The following is a 17,906-nucleotide window of genomic DNA, read 5'->3' on the forward strand; positions in this document are numbered from 1 at the left end:
GGTTATTGCATGTCAGCTTCACAGGTAAAAGAGCTTCGGGAGCGCACAGGTCTCGGACTTTTGGAGTGCAAAAAAGCGCTGAGCGCAGCGAATGGCGACATTGACGCGGCCATTGAAGAGTTGCGCAAGTCCAGTGGTATGAAAGCCGCTAAAAAAGCGGGTCGCACCGCTGCCGACGGTATCGTGTCTGCACGCGTTGCAGATGATGGCAGCTACGGCGTTCTCGTGGAGGTCAACAGCGAGACGGACTTCGTTGCTCGCGACGACAGTTTTCTTGCGTTTGTAGCGCAGGTCGTGGATCGCGCCTTTGAAACCCGCGAGACGGACGTTGCTGCCCTGATGGCGGACGGTCTTGAGCAGGCTCGGGAAGCGCTGGTGCAAAAGATCGGCGAGAACATTGGTGTGCGCCGTGTGGCTCTCACCAACGCAGACGACGGCGTCGTGGGTGCCTATGTTCACGGCAATAACCGTATCGCCGTGTTGGTTGAGTTGCAGTCCGGCGATCAGGATCTGGCTCGGGATGTCGCCATGCACGTCGCGGCGGTCAACCCCCAGGTGGTGAACCCCTCGGACATGCCCGCCGAACTGGTTGAGAAGGAAAAGGAAATCTACACCGCTCAGGCGCTGGAGTCCGGCAAACCCCCGGAAATCGTCGAAAAGATGATCGGTGGCCGCATCAAGAAGTTTCTTGCGGAGAACAGCCTGGTTGATCAGGCCTTTGTTAAGGACCCCGACACCACCGTGGGCAAGCTTGTCAGCGGTGCCGGTGCAACGGTGAAATCTTTCTCTCGCTTTGAAGTAGGCGAGGGTATTGAGGTGGAAACGGTGGACTTTGCGGCCGAGGTGGCAGCACAGCTCAACAGCTGATGCCAACAAGGAACATCGAAACGGGGCTCAGGCCCCGTTTTTTGTACCCATAAACAGGATTCTGCGCCGCGCAGCTCCGTATTTTTAGTAGACTTGCGCGCTGGGAGGAACATCCATGAACAAGGCAAGTGTCGAGAAAAAATATAAACGGATATTGCTGAAGCTCAGCGGCGAGGCATTAACCGGCAGTGAGCGCTTTGGCATAGACCCCAAGATACTCGACCAGATGGCCTTGGAGATCGGGCAGCTGGTGGGTATTGGCGTGCAGGTTGGCCTCGTGGTCGGAGGAGGAAACCTGTTTCGGGGCGCCGCCTTGCAGTCGGCGGGACTGGACCGTGTTACCGGCGATCACATGGGGATGCTGGCGACGGTGATGAATGCCCTGGCCCTCCGGGACGCTCTCGAGCGCTCCAATATCGCCACCCAGGTCATGTCCTCTATCCCCATGAGCGGCGTGGTAGATCATTACGATCGTCGCAAGGCGATCCGCGCCCTGTCCAATGGCGACGTGGTGATTTTCTGCGCCGGCACGGGCAATCCCATGTTCACCACGGATTCCGCCGCCTGTCTGCGGGGTATCGAAGTTGAAGCAGATGTTGTCCTTAAGGCAACGAAGGTGGACGGTGTGTATTCCGCGGATCCCATGAAGGATCCCGACGCTGTGCGCTACGACCGCCTGAGCTATGACGAAGTGCTCGACCGGAAGTTGGAGGTCATGGATCTCACGGCTATCTGTCTCTGCCGCGACCACAGGATTCCCCTGCGTGTGTTTGAGATGGAAAAAGCCGGCGCCTTACTCAACATCGTCCGGGGAGGCGATGACGGAACGCTGATAGAATAGACCGTTGGTTTTTTGGAGACGCAAAAGTGCTTGAAGATATTCAGAAAGACGCCGATTCCCGGATGCAGAACAGCCTGGAAGCGCTTGGCACAAATTTTAACAAAATACGCACGGGCAGAGCTCACCCGAGTCTTCTCGATGGCATCAAGGTGTCCTACTACGGTGCGGATACACCGCTCAATCAAGTCGCCAATGTCAATGTGGAAGATGCTCGCACCCTGTCCCTGACGGCATGGGACCGATCCATGATTCCAGACATCGAGCGCGCCATCATGAAGTCAGATCTGGGTCTGAACCCCGCGACGGCAGGGGAGGTGATTCGCATCCCCATGCCCGCGCTCACGGAAGAGACCCGCAAGGGGTATATCAAGCAGGCCCGCAGCGAGGCGGAAGCGGCCCGCGTGTCTATCCGCAATGCCCGAAGGGACGCTATGGGCATGCTCAAGGATATGGTCAAGGACAAGGAAATCAGCGAAGACGATGAGCGCCGGGGGCAGGACCAGATCCAGAAGCTCACGGACAGCTTTGTTGCGCGCGTGGAAGAGATGCTCACGGCAAAAGAAGCGGATCTCCTCGAAATCTGACTATCGATGGGCGCTACCAGTGGAACAAGTGAGCCCCCTACGCGGTTGTCTGAGGCCCAGACACCCCGGCATGTCGCCATCATTATGGACGGCAATAACCGCTGGGCTCGCCAACGTTCCCTGCCCGGTGTAGCGGGACATCGCGCCGGTGTGGAAGCGGTCCGCGGCATTATGCGGGCCTGCCGTGAGCACGGCATCGAGGTTCTGACGCTGTTTGCTTTCAGTTCCGAGAACTGGTCCAGGCCCCTCCCTGAAGTCCGGTCACTGCTGGCCCTGTTTTCCCGCTACCTGCGTACCGAGGTCAAGCAGCTCCATGAAGATAACGTTCGCCTGCGTTTTATTGGTAAGCGAAGTCGTTTCAGGCCGGGACTCCAGCGGCTTATCAATCACGCGGAGACCGTAACGGCGAATAACACTGCAGCTACCGTTGTCATTGCCGTGGATTACGGCGGTCAGTGGGACATCACCCAGGCGGCGCAGACCCTGGCGCAGCGTTGTCAGGCGGGTGAGCTGGATCCCGGTGATATCACCCCGGAGGTACTGCAAAGCGCGCTTTCCCTTGGTGACTTCCCCAGCCCGGACTTATGTATTCGCACCGGCGGCGATGCGCGTATCAGTAACTTTCTACTCTGGGACTTTGCCTACAGCGAGTTCTATTTTACCCCGGTGCTCTGGCCCGATTTTGGTGAGCTGGAGTTCGCCCGGGCCCTGGCGGATTACGGCAAGCGCGAGCGACGCTTCGGGGGTCGTGGTGAGCCCGACGGCATCGTTTCCGGCGGGTCCCTGGATGCTTAAGCAGCGGGTCCTGACCGCTATTCCCATGGCGGGGGCTTTCCTGGCGGGCGCCTACTGGCTTCCAACGCCGGTGCTGGCGGCCATCTTCCTGGTGATTATTGCCCTGGGTGCCTGGGAATGGTCCCTCCTGGCGGGACTTACCCCCCTGCGGTCCAAAGTTCTCTACGTGTTGCTGGTTATTGCCTGTGCCGGTGCCCTGTACCGCTATGCGGGTGACGGCCAGAGTTTTACCCGGGAGCTTGTGCAGCCCGTACTCGGGCTCACCTGCCTGTGGTGGTGCTTTGCACTGCTGTGGGTGAGGTCTTTCCCTGCGAGTGCGGGTCTCTGGGATAGCCGCCTCGGTCGCTCCCTCATAGGCGTTCTGATTCTTGTGCCCGCCTGGTTTGCGGCGCTGTACCTATTGAATATCGAGGCCCGGGGCGCGGTTATGGTCGCCCTGGTGCTTATTGTGGCTACTGCAGATATCGGCGCCTACTTCACGGGCAAGGCCTTCGGGCGCCACGCGCTGTCGCCCCAGGTGAGCCCGGGCAAAACCTGGGAGGGGTTCTGGGGGGGAGTCCTGGCGGTGGCGGTCCTCGCCGTGGCCATCTGGAGCCTCCTGCCCGAGCGCTTCGATCATCTCAGCCTTGTTGCCGTGTTGGTGGTGGTGTTGGCGACGGCCTTCGCGTCGGTGCTCGGTGATCTGACCGTCAGCATGGTAAAGCGGGTAGGGGGCGTAAAGGACTCCAGCAGCATGCTGCCGGGACACGGGGGTCTGTTGGATCGCCTGGACAGCCTGTGCGCCGCAGCGCCGACCTTTGCCCTGGGGCTGGTCATGGTGGGATTCTGATGAGCGCTGCGGGTGTGCAACGGGTCGCCGTGCTCGGTTCCAACGGCTCCATCGGTGTAAACACGCTGGACGTGCTGCAAAAGCACCCGGATCGCTTTGAGGTGTTTGCCCTGGGGGCACGGCGCTCCGTGGATGCCGTGTTCGAGCAATGCCGTCAATGTCAGCCGCGCTATGCGGTACTCACGGACGAGACAGCAGCCGCGGAGCTGGCCCGGCGCGTCGCGGCGGAAGGGGGAATGAAGACCGAGGTGCTGGCAGGGCCCGGTGCCCTCGAGGCGATCGCGGCCCATGACGAGGTCGACACGGTGATGGCGGCGATCGTGGGATCGGCGGGGATGGCCTCGGCCCTGGCGGCGGCCCGGGCGGGAAAGCGACTGCTCCTGGCGAACAAGGAAGCGCTGGTGACGGCGGGCGGCTTGCTCATGCGCGCGGTGGAAGAGGGCGGCGCGATCCTGCTACCCGTGGACTCCGAGCACAATGCTATTTTCCAGTGTCTGCCCGTCGATGCCCGGGCGAGGCCCCAGAGTGACGGCGTTGCCGGATTGATTCTCACCGCCTCGGGAGGGCCTTTTCGCGGGAAGGATCGCGAATTCCTGAGCCAGGTAACGCCGGAACAGGCCTGCGCCCACCCTAACTGGGACATGGGGCGCAAGATATCCGTCGATTCAGCCAGTCTTATGAACAAGGGGCTGGAGTTGGCAGAAGCGTGCTGGTTGTTCGATGTGGCTGAGGATCAGGTGGAGGTTGTGGTGCACCCTCAGAGCATTATCCATTCCCTGGTGCGCTACGCCGATGGCTCGGTGCTGGCGCAGTTGGGTGAGCCGGATATGCGCACCCCCATCGCCTGTTGTCTGGCCTGGCCCGAACGCATTGATGGCGGAGTGAAAGCGCTGGATCTTATCGAAGCGGCGAGGCTGGATTTTGAGCCTCCGGACATGGCGGCTTTTCCCTGTCTGCGCATCGCGCGGGAGTGCATCGCGAGCGGTGGCAGTGCTATGGCCGTGTGCAATGCCGCTAACGAGATTGCCGTAGGGGCATTTCTTGAGGGACAGATCGGTTTTCTCGATATTGCCGTAGTCATCGAGGCCGCGCTGGCGGGAATTCCCCTGATTGAACCCGGGAGCCTTGCCGAGGTCGAAGATGTGGACAGTCAGGCGAGGGCCTTCGCTAAGCAGTTCGTCCATCAGGGATTGCAAAAAGGCGCTGCCGTGAGCACGGGCGGCAGGTCAAACAGGGCAAGCGTCGGAAGCAAGGGAGCTTGATAGCTTTGATCGATATTCTTTACAGCATTGGTATCACCCTGGCGACGCTGGCGGTGCTGGTTGCCGTGCATGAGTTCGGGCACTTCTGGGTAGCCCGCCGCTGTGGCATCAAGGTGCTGCGTTTTTCCATTGGCTTCGGTAAGCCGTTGCTGCGCTGGAGAGACTCCCTGGACACGGAGTATGCCGTGGCAGCGATTCCCCTCGGTGGCTACGTCAAGATGCTGGATGAACGGGAAGGGGAGGTCGACCCTGCCGAGCAGCATCTGGCCTTTAACCGCAAACCGGTGCTGTCCCGGATCGCCGTGGTGGTCGCTGGTCCCCTGGCCAACTTTCTTCTCGCAATCGTCGCCTACTGGGCGCTGTTTATTGCCGGAGAGAGCGGTTACGCCCCGGTGATTGGTGCTGTGGAGACGGGATCCGTCGCTGAAGTGGCCGGGCTGGAGCCTGGGCAGGAAATCGTCGCCATCGACGGCCGCAAGACGCCCACCTGGCAGGCGGTCTCCTTTCGTCTGCTGGATCGCATTGGGGACACCGGTGCCATTCGCTTTTCTGTGCGCTATCCCGAATCCGACGTCATCTATGATTCTCAGGGGGAACTCAATCGCTGGCTTGCCGGTGACGAAGAGCCCGACCTCCTCGGGGGTCTCGGACTGACGCTGTACATGCCCCCGGTGGTTCCCCTGCTACACGAGGTGGTTGCGGGTAGTCCCGCGGAACGCGCCGGTTTGCAGCCGGGGGACCGGATTCTGTCCACGGACGGTGTCGCCATGGAGCTCTGGGAGGACTGGGTCGACTATGTCCGCGCCCGTCCCGGTGAGGCGATGCGCGTGAGTCTTGAACGCGACGGGACTCCTCTGGAGCTTACTTTGACGCCTGAGGCCACCACCACGGAGTCGGGAGAGGTCATCGGTCGCGTCGGTGTCGGTGTGGTGCTTCCCGAAATGCCCGAAAGTCAGCGTCGCGAGTTTCATCGCGGGCCTCTGGAGGCCCTTGGTGCCGGTGCCGAGCGCACCGCTGACATGATTGGTTTCACCGTGAATTCCATGGTCAAAATGGTGCAGGGGCTCATCTCGCCGAAAAACTTGAGTGGCCCCATTACCATTGCTAAAGTGGCGACCACTTCGGCCAAGTCCGGCCTGGAGTCCTACATCGGTTTTCTAGCGCTGCTCAGTGTGAGTCTCGGCGTCCTGAATCTTTTACCCATACCTGTGCTGGATGGCGGCCATTTGCTGTATTACAGCATCGAGCTTGTGGTGGGTAAGCCGGTGCCGGAGCGCGTGCAGATGGTGGGGTACCAGATTGGCCTCCTGATGGTGGTCAGCCTCATGGTGTTTGCGCTTTACAACGATTTTTCGCGCCTCTCCTAGAGGTGCTCAGGGAGCTTAGCCGAGCGCTGCGGCGCGTGGCGGATACAACTTTGACGAACAGAATGAACAATACCGTGAAAGCGCTATCAGTCGGCGGGGGTTTTGCCGTGGTGCTCGCCGCCCTGTGGTCCCCATTCCGGGTGGTTTCCATGCGACGCGCTGCGGTGTTTTTCACCTGTTTTTGCGCGGCCCTGGCCCCCATGCCATCGTCTGCGCAGGAGCCGGGCGCCGCAACACCGGCGGCCGTTTCCCAGGCCTTTGTGGTCTCCGATATCCGGGTTGAGGGGCTCCAGCGTATCGCTGCGGGGTCGGTGTTTGCCTCCATGCCCATCGGTGTCGGTGATGTCGCCGACACGGCGAGCATCCGCCGGGCAGCGCGTTCGCTCTTCGCCACGGGAAATTTTGATGATATCCGTATCGGCCGCGACGGCACCGTGCTGGTGGTCGTTGTTGCCGAGCGTCCCAGCATCAGCGAGATCACCATCGATGGAAACAAGGCCATTGAAACGGAAGCTCTTCTCGAAGGATTGAAGGGCGCGGGTCTGTCCGTAGGGCAGGTGTTTCAGCGCTCAACGCTCGAAGGGATGCAGCTGGAACTGCAGAGACAGTATGTGATCCAGGGGCGCTACGATGCGGCCATTGATGCCGAGGTGATTCCCGAACCTCGAAACCGCGTTGCGATCAACATCGATGTCGATGAGGGTACCGTTGCCGCCATCAAACACGTCAACGTTGTGGGCAACAAGGTGTTTAGCGATGATGAGCTCAAGGATCTTTTCGAGCTCAAAACTACGGGCCTTCTGTCCTTTTTCACCAATGATGACAAGTACTCCCGGGAGAAGCTGACGGGGGATCTGGAAAAGCTGACCTCCTACTACATGGACCGGGGGTATCTGCAATTCGCCATTGACTCAACCCAGGTGTCCGTCTCCCCGAATAAGGAGGAGGTCTACATCACCGCGAACGTGATTGAGGGCGAGAAATTCACCGTCAGCGACGTGGATCTTTCCGGTGATCTGGTGCTCCCCGAGGCCGACCTCCGCCGCTTTGTCCTGGTACGGGATGGTCAGACCTTTTCCCAGCAACTCGTGACATCGTCCGAGGACTATCTCACCCGGCGTCTGGGGAACGAGGGTTACAACTTCGCCAAGGTCACCGGCATTCCCGAGATGAACGAAGAAGACAATACCGTCGCCATCAAGTTTTTCGTGGATCCCGGCAAGCGTACCTATGTGCGGCGCATCAGTTTCAAGGGCAACACACGGACCGCGGACAACGTCCTCCGTCGGGAGATGCGTCAGATGGAGAGCGCACCGGCATCTGCGGCAGCTATCGAGCAGTCACGCATCCGTCTTCAGCGTCTGGGATTCTTTAGCAAAGCCGAGGTGGAGACACCGGAAGTCCCGGGACACGACGACCTCATCGACGTTGAGTTCACCGTGGAGGAGCAGACCTCGGGAAGCATCGGCGCGAGCCTGGGTTTTGCCCAGCAGGCGGGTCTGATCCTGAGTCTGAATCTGCAGCAGAATAACTTCATGGGCACGGGCAAGCGTGTGGGGATCAATCTCTCCTCGTCCCAGTTTCAGGACCTCTACAATTTCAGCTATACCAATCCCTATTTTACCGAGGATGGCGTAAGCCGGGGTTTCAACGTGTTCTTCCGTTCCACGGATCTGGCGGAAGTGAACGTGGCGAGCTACACCACGGATACCTGGGGCGGCGCGATCAACTTCGGTTATCCCATCAAGGAGACCGCCCGTCTGGGTTTCAGCTTTGGTCTGGCCAAGACGGACATCACCGCGGGTCGCTTCGCCGTGCAGGAAATCAAGGCCAGTCCCCGTTTGTTGGAAGGCGTCGAGAACTTCTATGAAAGCACCCGTCTTGATGACGGCAGTTTCGGCGCGCCGGAGGTTATCCAGCCCATCTCTGAGCTTCCCCTGGACGCGCTGACCATACCGCCGGAGCTTGGCTTCCTCGATGAGAACGGCGATTCCTATCTCAATTGGACGATCACCAGCAGCTGGAGTCAGTCCACCTTAAACCGTGGTCAGATGGCTACCCGGGGCGCGGCGCAGTCCGTCGCTCTGGAAGTGTCCATGCCGGGATCCGATTTGGAGTTTTACAAGCTCACCTACCGCGGTGAGGTTTTCTATCCCATCAAGAATGACTGGATTCTCCACTTCCGATCGGAGCTGGGTTACGGCGATGGCTATGGCAAAACCACGGAGCTGCCGTTCTACGAGCATTTCTTTGCCGGCGGATTCGGCTCGGTACGGGGTTTTGAAGTGAATACCCTGGGGCCCCGCAGCACGCCACCGAGTATTTACACCGTCGATCAGCCCACTACGGGCATCGATGAGAATGGTCAGCCTACGGAAATCGGTGGCCCCGATGGCCGCCAATTCGGTTATCAGCTGAACCCCGACACGGGCAAACTCGATTTTGAAACCTTTCAGCAGCAGCGTCGGGCAGCGCCCTTTGGCGGCAACGTGCTGGTTGAAGGCAGCGCCGAGCTGCTGTTCCCTCTGCCGTTCCTCAAGGATCGCAGTCGGGTTCGTTCGGCCTTCTTTGTCGATGTGGGTAATGTGTTCAACAACCGCTGCGGCATTAATCAGCCCAACTGCTTTGATTTCGATGCCTCGGAATTGCGTTACTCTGCAGGGGTGGGTGTGACATGGCTGAGCGGATTCGGCCCTCTTACCTTCGCGATCGCCAAGCCCTTGAACGCGTCAGAGATTGATCGTGAAGAAGTGTTCCAGTTCACCCTGGGACAAAGCTTCTAAATTTTTATTGTTTTTCAGTTTTTTTCTCCAAGGAGTATTTGTTGTGATGAAGAAGTTTTTAGCCATGGTTGCCCTCGGTCTTGCGATGGCGCCTCTCGGCGCTTTTGCCCAGGGTAAAGTCGCCGTCGTCGACCTTCAGGCGGCTATCCTGCAGTCCGATGCGGCACAGCAGCGCCTTGACAGTGTGCGCAGCGAAGAGGGCTACAAAGCGGATAAAGATGAGTTTGATCGTCTCCGGGAAGAGCTGGACAAGCTCGTGCGGGAATTTCAGAAAGATGCGGCGGTGATGAGCCAGGAGCAGCAGATTGCGGCGCGTAAGCGTCTGGCAAGCAAGCAGGCGGATCTGGAGCACGTCGGCGGCAAACTTCAGCAGGCAGAGCAGGCCACGGGGCAGGCGCTCCTTCAGGAAATGTCGCCCATGGTGCAGGAAGTGCTGAGTGAACTCATCACCACCGAAGGCATTGGTCTGTTGCTTCAGCGCACCTCGGTTATCCATGCGGACCCGGGTTACAGCATTACCGCGAAAGTCACCGACAAGCTCAACCAGCTATCCGCCGCCAACTAAGCCACGGCGATGGTGATCCTCGGCGACTTGGTGGCACAGCTGGCGTGTGAACCCGGTGCTGTCGATGTAAGTATCGAGCTGGATAGCATTGCGCCTCTGGGACGCGCCGGCCCGCGGGATCTGGCTTTTGTGTCTGAGGCTCGTTACTTGGAAGCACTCAAGAGCTGTCGTGCCGGATGCGTCATCCTCAAGGCCGAGTGGCAGGATGATTGTCCCGTGCCCAGTCTTTGTGTGCCCGACCCCTATCTGGCCTATGCCCGGGTGTCGCGGCTCTTTGAAACCCTGCCACGACCCGAGGCCGGGGTCCACGCCGGTGCCTTTGTTGACGCCAGCGCTACCGTGCCGGCGTCGGCAAGTGTCGCTGCCGGTGCCTGCGTAGAGGCGGGCGCGGTGCTGGGAGAGAGCGTTGTTCTGGGGCACGGTGTTTATGTGGGTCACGGCGCGCGCCTTGGCAATAACTGCCGTCTATGGCCGGGTGCCGTGCTCTATCACGACGTGGAGTTGGGTGATGATTGTGTCGTTCACGCCAATACCATCATTGGCGCCGACGGCTTCGGTTTTGCGCGACGTGACGAAGGCTGGGAAAAAATCTCTCAGCTTGGCAGCGTACGCATTGGTAACCGTGTCGACATTGGTGCGGGTGTGACCATCGACCGCGGCGCCCTCGACGATACCGTGATTGCAGATGACGTGATCATCGACGATCAGGTGCACATCGCCCATAACTGCGTCATCGGTCGCCGGACGGCGATTGCTGGCTGTGTCGGCATGGCAGGAAGCACAGAGGTGGGTGAAGATTGTACATTTGCCGGACAGGTCGGAGTATCCGGTCACCTGAAGATTTGCGACAATGCGCACTTCGCGGGGCAGTCGAGGGTGTCCGGAAAAATTGACGAGCCGGGTAGCTACACATCGGGAACCGCTCTGGAACCCACGCGACAGTGGCGAAAAAACGCGGTGCGCTTCACTCAGCTCGACGGTCTCCAGCGTCGCCTGGTGAAGATGGAAGCCCGGCTGAAAGCGCTGGATGAGGCAGCCGGCGACGACGTATAACGCTTAATTTGAACAAGGAATAGCGGACTTGAATAACAGCTGTCTGATGGACATATCGGAGATCCGTGAACACCTTCCTCACCGTTATCCCTTTCTGCTGGTGGATCGTGTCGTGGACCTCGTCCCGGGAGAATCGATTCACGCCTACAAGAACCTGAGTATCAACGAGCCCTTTTTTGACGGGCATTTTCCCGGCAATCCGGTATTTCCCGGCGTGCTCCTCGTGGAGGCCATGGCCCAGGCAGCTGGGATTCTGGGTTTCAAAACCATGGAAAAAACGCCGGCAGACGGCTCTATCTACATGTTCGTCGGCGCGGACAATCTGCGCTTCAAGCGCCCCTGCGTCCCCGGAGACTGCGTGCATCTCAAGGCGCAGATTCTCGGAGAAAAACGCGGTATCTGGAAGTTCGCCGTGCAGTCCGAGGTGGATGGTCAGCGCTGCGCCTCCGCCACCATACTTTGTGCTGACCGTCCCGCATGATTCATCCGCAGGCCATTGTTGAGCCTGGGGCGAAGATCGCCGAAGGTGTCTGTATTGGCCCCTGGTCCTATATCGGTGACGGGGTGGAGATCGAGCGTGATTCCGTGATCGAATCCCATGTCGTCATCAAAGGCCCTACGAGCATCGGTGCGGGCAATCATATCTACCAGTTCGCCTCCGTGGGCGAAGCGACGCCGGATCTCAAATACCGGGATGAGCCTACGCGCCTCACCATCGGTGATCGCAATACGATCCGCGAGGGGGTAACCATTCATCGTGGGACCGTGCAGGATCGCGGCGAAACCATAATCGGCAACGACAATCTGATCATGGCCTATGCACACATTGGCCACGACAGCGTCATCGGGAATCATACGATCCTGGTTAATAATGTGGCCCTGGCGGGGCACGTCTACGTTGATGACTGGGCGATCCTCAGCGGTTATACCCTGGTCCATCAGTTTTGCCGCATCGGGCAGCACAGCTTCAGTGGCATGCAGACGGCCATCGGCAAGGATGTGCCCGCCTACGTGACCGTCTCCGGCTCTCCTGCGGAGGCAAAGACCATCAATACCGAGGGTTTGCGCCGGCGGGGCTTTTCGGACTCTGCCGTGAGTCAGCTGCGCCGGGCATTCAAGATTCTCTATCGTCAGAACCTGACCTTGGATATTGCTATTCAGCGTCTCGAAACCATGCTGAGCGATACCCCCGAGGTGAAGGTCCTCATCGACTCGATTCGCGCGTCCGAGCGCGGCATCGTTCGCTGAAGCCCTGAACGGTCCCCGTTCAGACCCCCTCCAGGACCCGGGAAACAGCCTGCGTATCGCCATGATCGCCGGGGAGAGCTCCGGTGATGTGCTGGGGAGCCGGGTTATTCGAGCGCTCCGAAGACAGTTCCCCGGTCGCAGCCTGCATCTCGAAGGTGTGGGAGGCCAGACCATGGAGGCGGAGGGTTTCCAGAGCCTGTATCCCATGGAGCGTTTGGCGGTGATGGGACTCATCGAGCCCCTCGGCCGTTTGCCGGAGCTTTTGCGCATCCGTCGTGAACTCTACACGCGGTGGAGCGCGTCGCCGCCGGCCTTCTTTTTAGGGATTGATGCCCCGGACTTTAACCTTGCCCTGGCGCGACGACTCCGCAAAGGCGGTCTGCGCACGGCCCAGTTGGTGAGTCCCACGGTGTGGGCCTGGCGCCAGGGTCGGGTGCATACCGTTGCAAAGTCCGTCGACAGTCTCCTGTGTCTTTTTCCCTTTGAGCCTCCGCTCTACAGCGAGGTCGCCCTCTCCACCACCTTCGTGGGACATCCGCTGGTTGCGGAGCTCCAGAATGTACCGTCGCGGGAGGCGGTGCGTCGGGAGTTGGGTATTGATCCCCAGGCGCCGGTGGTAGCGCTGCTGCCGGGGAGTCGTGGGAGCGAGGTTGCACAGCTGGGCCAGTGCCTCATCGACGCGGGCCGCATGCTGCGTTCCCGGGATGCTCGTCGGCAGCTGCTCATGCCCGCAGCAAACGGAGAGCGTTTGCTGCAATGCCGGGAGCTGTTGAGGAATGCCAACGCCGAAGGCGAGGTGCGTCTTCTCGAGGGACAGTCCCGGGATGCGATGATTGCTGCCGACGTGGTGGTGCTCGCATCGGGAACCGCGACCTTGGAGGCGATGCTCCTTCAGCGTCCCATGGTGGTGGCCTATCGCGTCGCCAAAACTTCCTGGGCGCTTATGTCCCGTTTGGCAGTGACGCCTTTCGTGGCCCTGCCTAACATTCTGGCGAAGGGCTCCGTGGTGCCCGAACTCTTGCAGGATAATCTCACGCCTTCGGCCCTTGCGCTGGAAGCGGAGATACTCCTCGCCCACGGGGATGCCCAGGTAAAGGCCCTGCGGCCCTGCGTTGTGGCCATGGAGCGTGATTTTGATGCCGCCCTGGGGCCCGCCATGGAGGCCTTGCTGAGGGAGGCGCGCGACACGGTAGACAAGGCACCGGGGACGCCTCGCTGATGGCGTTGAGCGACTGGGAAGCGGCGATCGCAGAGTTACCGGACGATGCCTGTATCGTCGGGGTCGATGAGGTGGGTCGTGGTCCCCTGGCCGGAGATGTGGTTGCCGCCGCCGCGGTGCTTGATCCTGCGAATCCCATAGTGGGTTTGACCGATTCCAAAAAACTCACGGCAAAGCGTCGCGAGGTGCTCAGGGAAGAGCTGCTTACTCGCGCCCGGGGGATTGCCCTGGGGCGAGCTTCACCGGTAGAAATTGATACCCTGAACATACTGCAGGCCAGCCTGCTGGCGATGTGGCGGGCCGTGGACGCCCTCGGCCTCGAGCCGGATCTGGTGCTCGTCGACGGTAGACAGCTGCCCTCCTGGGACTATGCCAGTATTGCGGTGGTCAAGGGCGATGCCCGCGTGCCTGCAATAGCCGCGGCATCGATTGTTGCCAAGGTGGCCCGGGATCAATACATGTGCGAGCAGCATGCGCTGTGGCCCCATTACGGCTTTGACAGGCATAAGGGCTATCCCACCGCCGCCCACATGGCCGCACTGAAAACTTATGGGGTAAGCCCCCTGCACCGTCGCAGCTTTGCACCGGTGCGCGCCGTTATCGAAGGAGACTGATCCTTGTCGGATTTTGTTCATTTACGGGTACATAGCGAGTATTCCCTCAGCGATGGTCTTGTCAGAATCAAGGCCCTCGCGGCACGCACGGCGGAACTGGGCATGCCGGCGATTGCCGTTACCGACGTCTGCAACTTTTACGGGCTTATCAAGTTTCACAAAGCGGCCGTCAATGCGGGTATCAAGCCTATTTTTGGGGCTGATGTCTGGGTGACGGAATCCCTGAAAGACGATGAGGCCCATCCCCTGTGTTTGTTGGTGATGAATGCGACGGGCTACCTCAATCTCACGCGTCTGCTGTCCAGGGCCTATCGGGAGGGGCAGACCCATGAGGGCCCCCGGGTACTCTGGGACTGGGTGGCCGAGAGCGCTGAGGGACTGTTGGCTTTGTCCTGTGGCGCCGCCGGGGAAGTGGGGCAGGCGCTGGTGAACGACAAGCCAGCCGTCGCCAGGCAGCGGCTGGAACGATGCCTGGAGATTTTTCCGGGCCGCTTCTATCTCGAATTGCATCGCACGGGGCGTGTCGGTGACGAGGAGCACGTCCACGCTGCGGTTGCCCTCGCAGAGCAGTACGCATGTCCCGTGGTGGCTACCAATGACGTGCGCTTTATCGATGCCAGTGAATTTGAGGCCCATGAGGCCCGGGTCTGCATTGCCGAGAGTCGCGTCCTCGATGACCCTCGCCGACAGCGGCGATACAGCGAAGAGCAGTATTTGCGCAGCGTTGAAGAAATGCAGGAACTCTTCGAAGACATTCCCGAGGCCCTGGAAAACACCGTCGCCATTGCCCGTCGCTGCTCCATGGAAATCGAGCTGGGCCGCGTGTGCTTACCGGACTATCCCGTGCCCGAGGGCATGACCATGGATGCCTATTTTCGGGAGCTGTCCCACCGGGGGCTGGATGAGCGCCTGAAAACGCTGCAGATTCATCAGCGTGAAAACGCCGAGGATCTCGAGAGAGACTACCGTGCCCGCCTGGACTTCGAGCTGGACACGATTATCGATATGGGATTTCCCGGTTACTTCCTGATCGTTATGGATTTTATCCGCTGGGCCAAGGAACGGGGCATTCCCGTAGGTCCGGGCCGGGGTTCCGGTGCAGGCTCTCTGGTTGCCTACTGCCTGTCCATTACGGACCTCGATCCCATGGAGTATGAATTGCTCTTCGAGCGATTTCTCAATCCCGAGCGGGTGTCCATGCCGGACTTCGATGTTGATTTTTGCATGGAGCGACGCGACGAGGTCATCGACTACGTCGCCGAAACCTATGGCCGCGAGGCCGTCTCCCAGATCATTACCTTCGGCACCCTGGCGGCGAAAGCGGTGGTGCGCGATGTGGCGCGGGTCCAGGGCAAGTCCTACGGACTCGGCGATCGCTTGTCCAAAATGATTCCCTTTGAGGTGGGGATGACCCTGGAAAAAGCCTTGGAGCAGGAAGAAAGCCTCCAGCAGTTTCTTCGTGATGACAGCGAAGCCCAGGAAATCTGGGACATGGCAGTACAGCTCGAGGGTGTAACGCGAAACGTCGGTAAGCACGCGGGCGGCGTGGTTATCGCACCATCGGAGCTCACGGATTTTTCGGCCCTGTATTGCGACGGCGAAGGCGCGGGTCTGGTCACCCAGTTCGATAAAAATGATGTGGAAGACGCGGGTCTCGTAAAGTTCGACTTTCTGGGTCTGCGCACGCTTACGATCATCGACTGGGCCCAGGGGATGATCAACGAAATCCGCGCCCGCAACGACGAGCCGCCCCTGGATATCAATCAGATTCCCCTCGATGACCCGGCGTCCTTCGACCTCCTGCGATCGGCGGAAACCACCGCGGTGTTCCAGCTGGAATCCCGCGGCATGAAGGAACTGATAGCCCGCTTAAGACCCGACTGCTTTGAGGACATTATTGCCCTCGTCGCCCTCTATCGTCCGGGCCCGCTGCAGTCCGGCATGGTGGATAACTTTATCGATCGCAAGCACGGCCGTGAGAAAGTTTCCTATCCTGATGCGGATTATCAGCACGAGCTATTGAAACCCGTGCTTGAGCCTACCTACGGCATCATCCTGTATCAGGAGCAGGTGATGCAGATTGCCCAGATTCTGGCGGGCTATACCCTGGGCGGGGCGGATCTTTTACGTCGCGCCATGGGAAAAAAGAAACCCGAGGAAATGGCCAAGCAGCGTTCAGTGTTTGCTGCGGGTGCTGCATCCAAGGGCGTTGATGCCGACCTGGCGACCAAGCTCTTTGATCTCGTGGAAAAGTTCGCCGGTTATGGATTTAACAAATCTCACTCTGCCGCGTATGCGCTGGTGTCCTATCAGACGGCATGGTTGAAGGCCCATTATCCCGCGGCGTTTATGGCGGCGGTGATGAGTTCGGAACTGGATAACACCGACAAGATCGTGGTGTTTATCGAGGAGTGCCGACGCATGGGTCTCACGGTGCGTCTTCCCGACGTCAACGAGGGCCGCTACATGTTTACCGTCAGCGAGGCGGGAGAGATCGTTTACGGACTGGGGGCCATCAAGGGCCTGGGGGAGGGGCCCGTGTCGGGGCTCCTCGAGAGTCGCGAGGCCGATGGCCCCTTCCGCGATCTCTTTGATTTCTGTGCCCGGACGGACCCGCGAAAGCTCAATCGCAAGGCTCTGGAGGCCTTGGTGCGCAGTGGCGCCTTTGATTCTCTGGGTACGGAGCGATGGGTTCTCCTCGCGGGCATAGACGATGCCCTGCGCGCTGCCGAGCAAAATGCGGCAAACCGTGATGCGGGCATGGTGGATCTCTTCGGCGAAACCGTGGAGGCAAGCCAGGAACAGGGTGACCCCTACGGGTCCCTGCGTCACGTTCGTCCCTGGACTGATCGCGAGCGTCTTCAGGGAGAGCGTGACACCCTCGGCCTCTATGTGACGGGTCATCCCATCGACGCTTGTGAGGATGAGCTGCGTCGCTTTGCGCCCCAACGCCTTGCGGATCTGCGCACGGATAGTCGTGGAAACTGCCGCGTTGCGGGTTTGATTCTCAGCATGCGGGCCATGAAGAGTGCCCGGGGTGCCATGGCGGTGTTCGTACTCGATGATCGCAGCGCGCGTCTCGAGGCTACCGCCTACTCCGAGGTGTATCAGCAGTACCGGGAGCTGCTGGTAAAAGATCAGATTGTCATCGCCGAGGGACGTCTGTCCCAGGATGATCGCAGTGGAGCTACGGTGATGCGCGTGTCAGCACTCCACAGCCTGGCCGACGAGCGTGCCCGTCTGGCTTCAGGGCTGACCCTGCATGTGGACGCTGCCGAAGTGACGGATAAATTCCGGGAGTTTCTGCGCGAGCTCTTGGCCACCGCTCCGGGAGAATGCCCCGTGAGGCTTCGCTATCATCAGGGCCGCCAGAGCGCGTCACTGATGTTGGGGCAGCAGTGGAGGGTATCTCCCAGTGAAGAACTCCTGGAGGAATTGCGCAGGGAACTCGGAGGGGATAGGGTGAAGCTCGCCTTTGATCAACAGCTAACCGCAGGAGAACAGCATTGAGTGATACACAAAATCAGGCATTACACGACGATGAAAGCTTGGGAAACGACGTCGAGGCCGCGGTGTTCCGTCGACTCCTCAAGCATCTGGATGACCATAAAGAGGTGCAGAACATCGATCTTATGAACCTCGCTGGTTTCTGTCGGAACTGCTTATCCAAGTGGTACGTTGCCGCCGCAGAAGAACGCGGTGTCAGCGTCGACTACGAGGCGGCGCGGGAGCGGGTTTACGGGATGCCCTACGGCGATTGGAAGAGCCAGCATCAGAAGGAAGCCAGCCCGGAGCAGCTTGCGCAGTTTCAGGCACAGCAGCAGTAAGGGGATTGTCCCTGGGCCCGATGGGGGCGGCCACGACGTCAGCCGCCAGGGC

At 60.0% G+C, this 17,906-nt stretch carries 16 protein-coding genes; all 16 read left to right on the forward strand.

Translation table 11 applies throughout. From position 1 onward, the window contains the following. Positions 1-9 precede the first annotated feature (9 nt). The 16 genes from tsf (at position 10) to KT71_RS06555 (ending at position 17,854) form a co-directional block, all read left to right on the forward strand. Positions 10-867 carry a translation elongation factor Ts gene (tsf, locus tag KT71_RS06480; protein ID WP_008296249.1) on the forward strand — a complete coding sequence of 286 codons (858 nt, stop codon included), beginning with the start codon at positions 10-12 and terminating at the stop codon, positions 865-867. A 115-nt stretch (positions 868-982) separates the two neighbouring features. Then, positions 983-1,708: a UMP kinase gene (gene pyrH / locus KT71_RS06485; protein WP_008296248.1), complete on the forward strand. Its 726-nt coding sequence runs from the start codon at positions 983-985 to the stop codon at positions 1,706-1,708. Between the two features lie 26 nt (positions 1,709-1,734). Continuing rightward, positions 1,735-2,292 carry a ribosome recycling factor gene (frr, locus tag KT71_RS06490; protein ID WP_008296247.1) on the forward strand — a complete coding sequence of 186 codons (558 nt, stop codon included), beginning with the start codon at positions 1,735-1,737 and terminating at the stop codon, positions 2,290-2,292. Positions 2,293-2,337: 45 nt separating this feature from the next. Next, positions 2,338-3,087 (forward strand): polyprenyl diphosphate synthase, encoded by a 750-nt coding sequence (gene uppS, locus KT71_RS06495; RefSeq protein WP_274518435.1) that lies wholly within the window; start codon positions 2,338-2,340, stop codon positions 3,085-3,087. Then, a complete protein-coding gene (locus tag KT71_RS06500; protein ID WP_008296245.1) occupies positions 3,080-3,916 on the forward strand; it encodes a phosphatidate cytidylyltransferase in 837 nt (278 codons plus the stop codon). Before uppS ends, KT71_RS06500 begins: the two co-directional genes overlap by 8 nt. Further along, positions 3,916-5,178, forward strand: a complete 1,263-nt coding sequence (ispC, locus tag KT71_RS06505; RefSeq protein WP_023660433.1) for a 1-deoxy-D-xylulose-5-phosphate reductoisomerase — start codon at positions 3,916-3,918, stop codon at positions 5,176-5,178. The genes KT71_RS06500 and ispC overlap by 1 nt, the downstream gene beginning before the upstream one ends. A gap of 8 nt (positions 5,179-5,186) precedes the next feature. Further along, a complete protein-coding gene (gene rseP, locus KT71_RS06510; RefSeq protein ID WP_040362920.1) occupies positions 5,187-6,545 on the forward strand; it encodes an RIP metalloprotease RseP in 1,359 nt (452 codons plus the stop codon). Positions 6,546-6,745: 200 nt separating this feature from the next. After that, positions 6,746-9,328 (forward strand): outer membrane protein assembly factor BamA, encoded by a 2,583-nt coding sequence (gene bamA, locus KT71_RS06515; protein ID WP_040362921.1) that lies wholly within the window; start codon positions 6,746-6,748, stop codon positions 9,326-9,328. Positions 9,329-9,374: 46 nt separating this feature from the next. Then, positions 9,375-9,893, forward strand: coding sequence for an OmpH/Skp family outer membrane protein (locus tag KT71_RS06520; protein ID WP_040362202.1), 519 nt, complete (start codon positions 9,375-9,377; stop codon positions 9,891-9,893). Between the two features lie 9 nt (positions 9,894-9,902). Then, on the forward strand, positions 9,903-10,946 hold the full coding sequence (gene lpxD / locus KT71_RS06525; RefSeq protein ID WP_008296239.1) for a UDP-3-O-(3-hydroxymyristoyl)glucosamine N-acyltransferase: 1,044 nt from the start codon (positions 9,903-9,905) through the stop codon (positions 10,944-10,946). A 43-nt stretch (positions 10,947-10,989) separates the two neighbouring features. After that, positions 10,990-11,427 carry a 3-hydroxyacyl-ACP dehydratase FabZ gene (fabZ, locus tag KT71_RS06530; protein ID WP_152025343.1) on the forward strand — a complete coding sequence of 146 codons (438 nt, stop codon included), beginning with the start codon at positions 10,990-10,992 and terminating at the stop codon, positions 11,425-11,427. Continuing rightward, positions 11,424-12,194 carry an acyl-ACP--UDP-N-acetylglucosamine O-acyltransferase gene (lpxA, locus tag KT71_RS06535; protein ID WP_008296237.1) on the forward strand — a complete coding sequence of 257 codons (771 nt, stop codon included), beginning with the start codon at positions 11,424-11,426 and terminating at the stop codon, positions 12,192-12,194. Before fabZ ends, lpxA begins: the two co-directional genes overlap by 4 nt. Positions 12,195-12,249: 55 nt before the next feature. Next, on the forward strand, positions 12,250-13,413 hold the full coding sequence (lpxB, locus tag KT71_RS06540; RefSeq protein WP_274518443.1) for a lipid-A-disaccharide synthase: 1,164 nt from the start codon (positions 12,250-12,252) through the stop codon (positions 13,411-13,413). After that, positions 13,413-14,027 (forward strand): ribonuclease HII, encoded by a 615-nt coding sequence (gene rnhB, locus KT71_RS06545; protein ID WP_008296235.1) that lies wholly within the window; start codon positions 13,413-13,415, stop codon positions 14,025-14,027. The genes lpxB and rnhB overlap by 1 nt, the downstream gene beginning before the upstream one ends. Positions 14,028-14,030: 3 nt before the next feature. Further along, a complete protein-coding gene (gene dnaE, locus KT71_RS06550) occupies positions 14,031-17,537 on the forward strand; it encodes a DNA polymerase III subunit alpha (RefSeq protein WP_008296234.1) in 3,507 nt (1,168 codons plus the stop codon). Continuing rightward, positions 17,534-17,854, forward strand: coding sequence for a DUF1244 domain-containing protein (locus KT71_RS06555; RefSeq protein WP_008296233.1), 321 nt, complete (start codon positions 17,534-17,536; stop codon positions 17,852-17,854). Before dnaE ends, KT71_RS06555 begins: the two co-directional genes overlap by 4 nt. Positions 17,855-17,906 lie beyond the last annotated feature (52 nt).

This window comes from Congregibacter litoralis KT71, from assembly GCF_000153125.2.
GTDB lineage: Bacteria > Pseudomonadota > Gammaproteobacteria > Pseudomonadales > Halieaceae > Congregibacter > Congregibacter litoralis.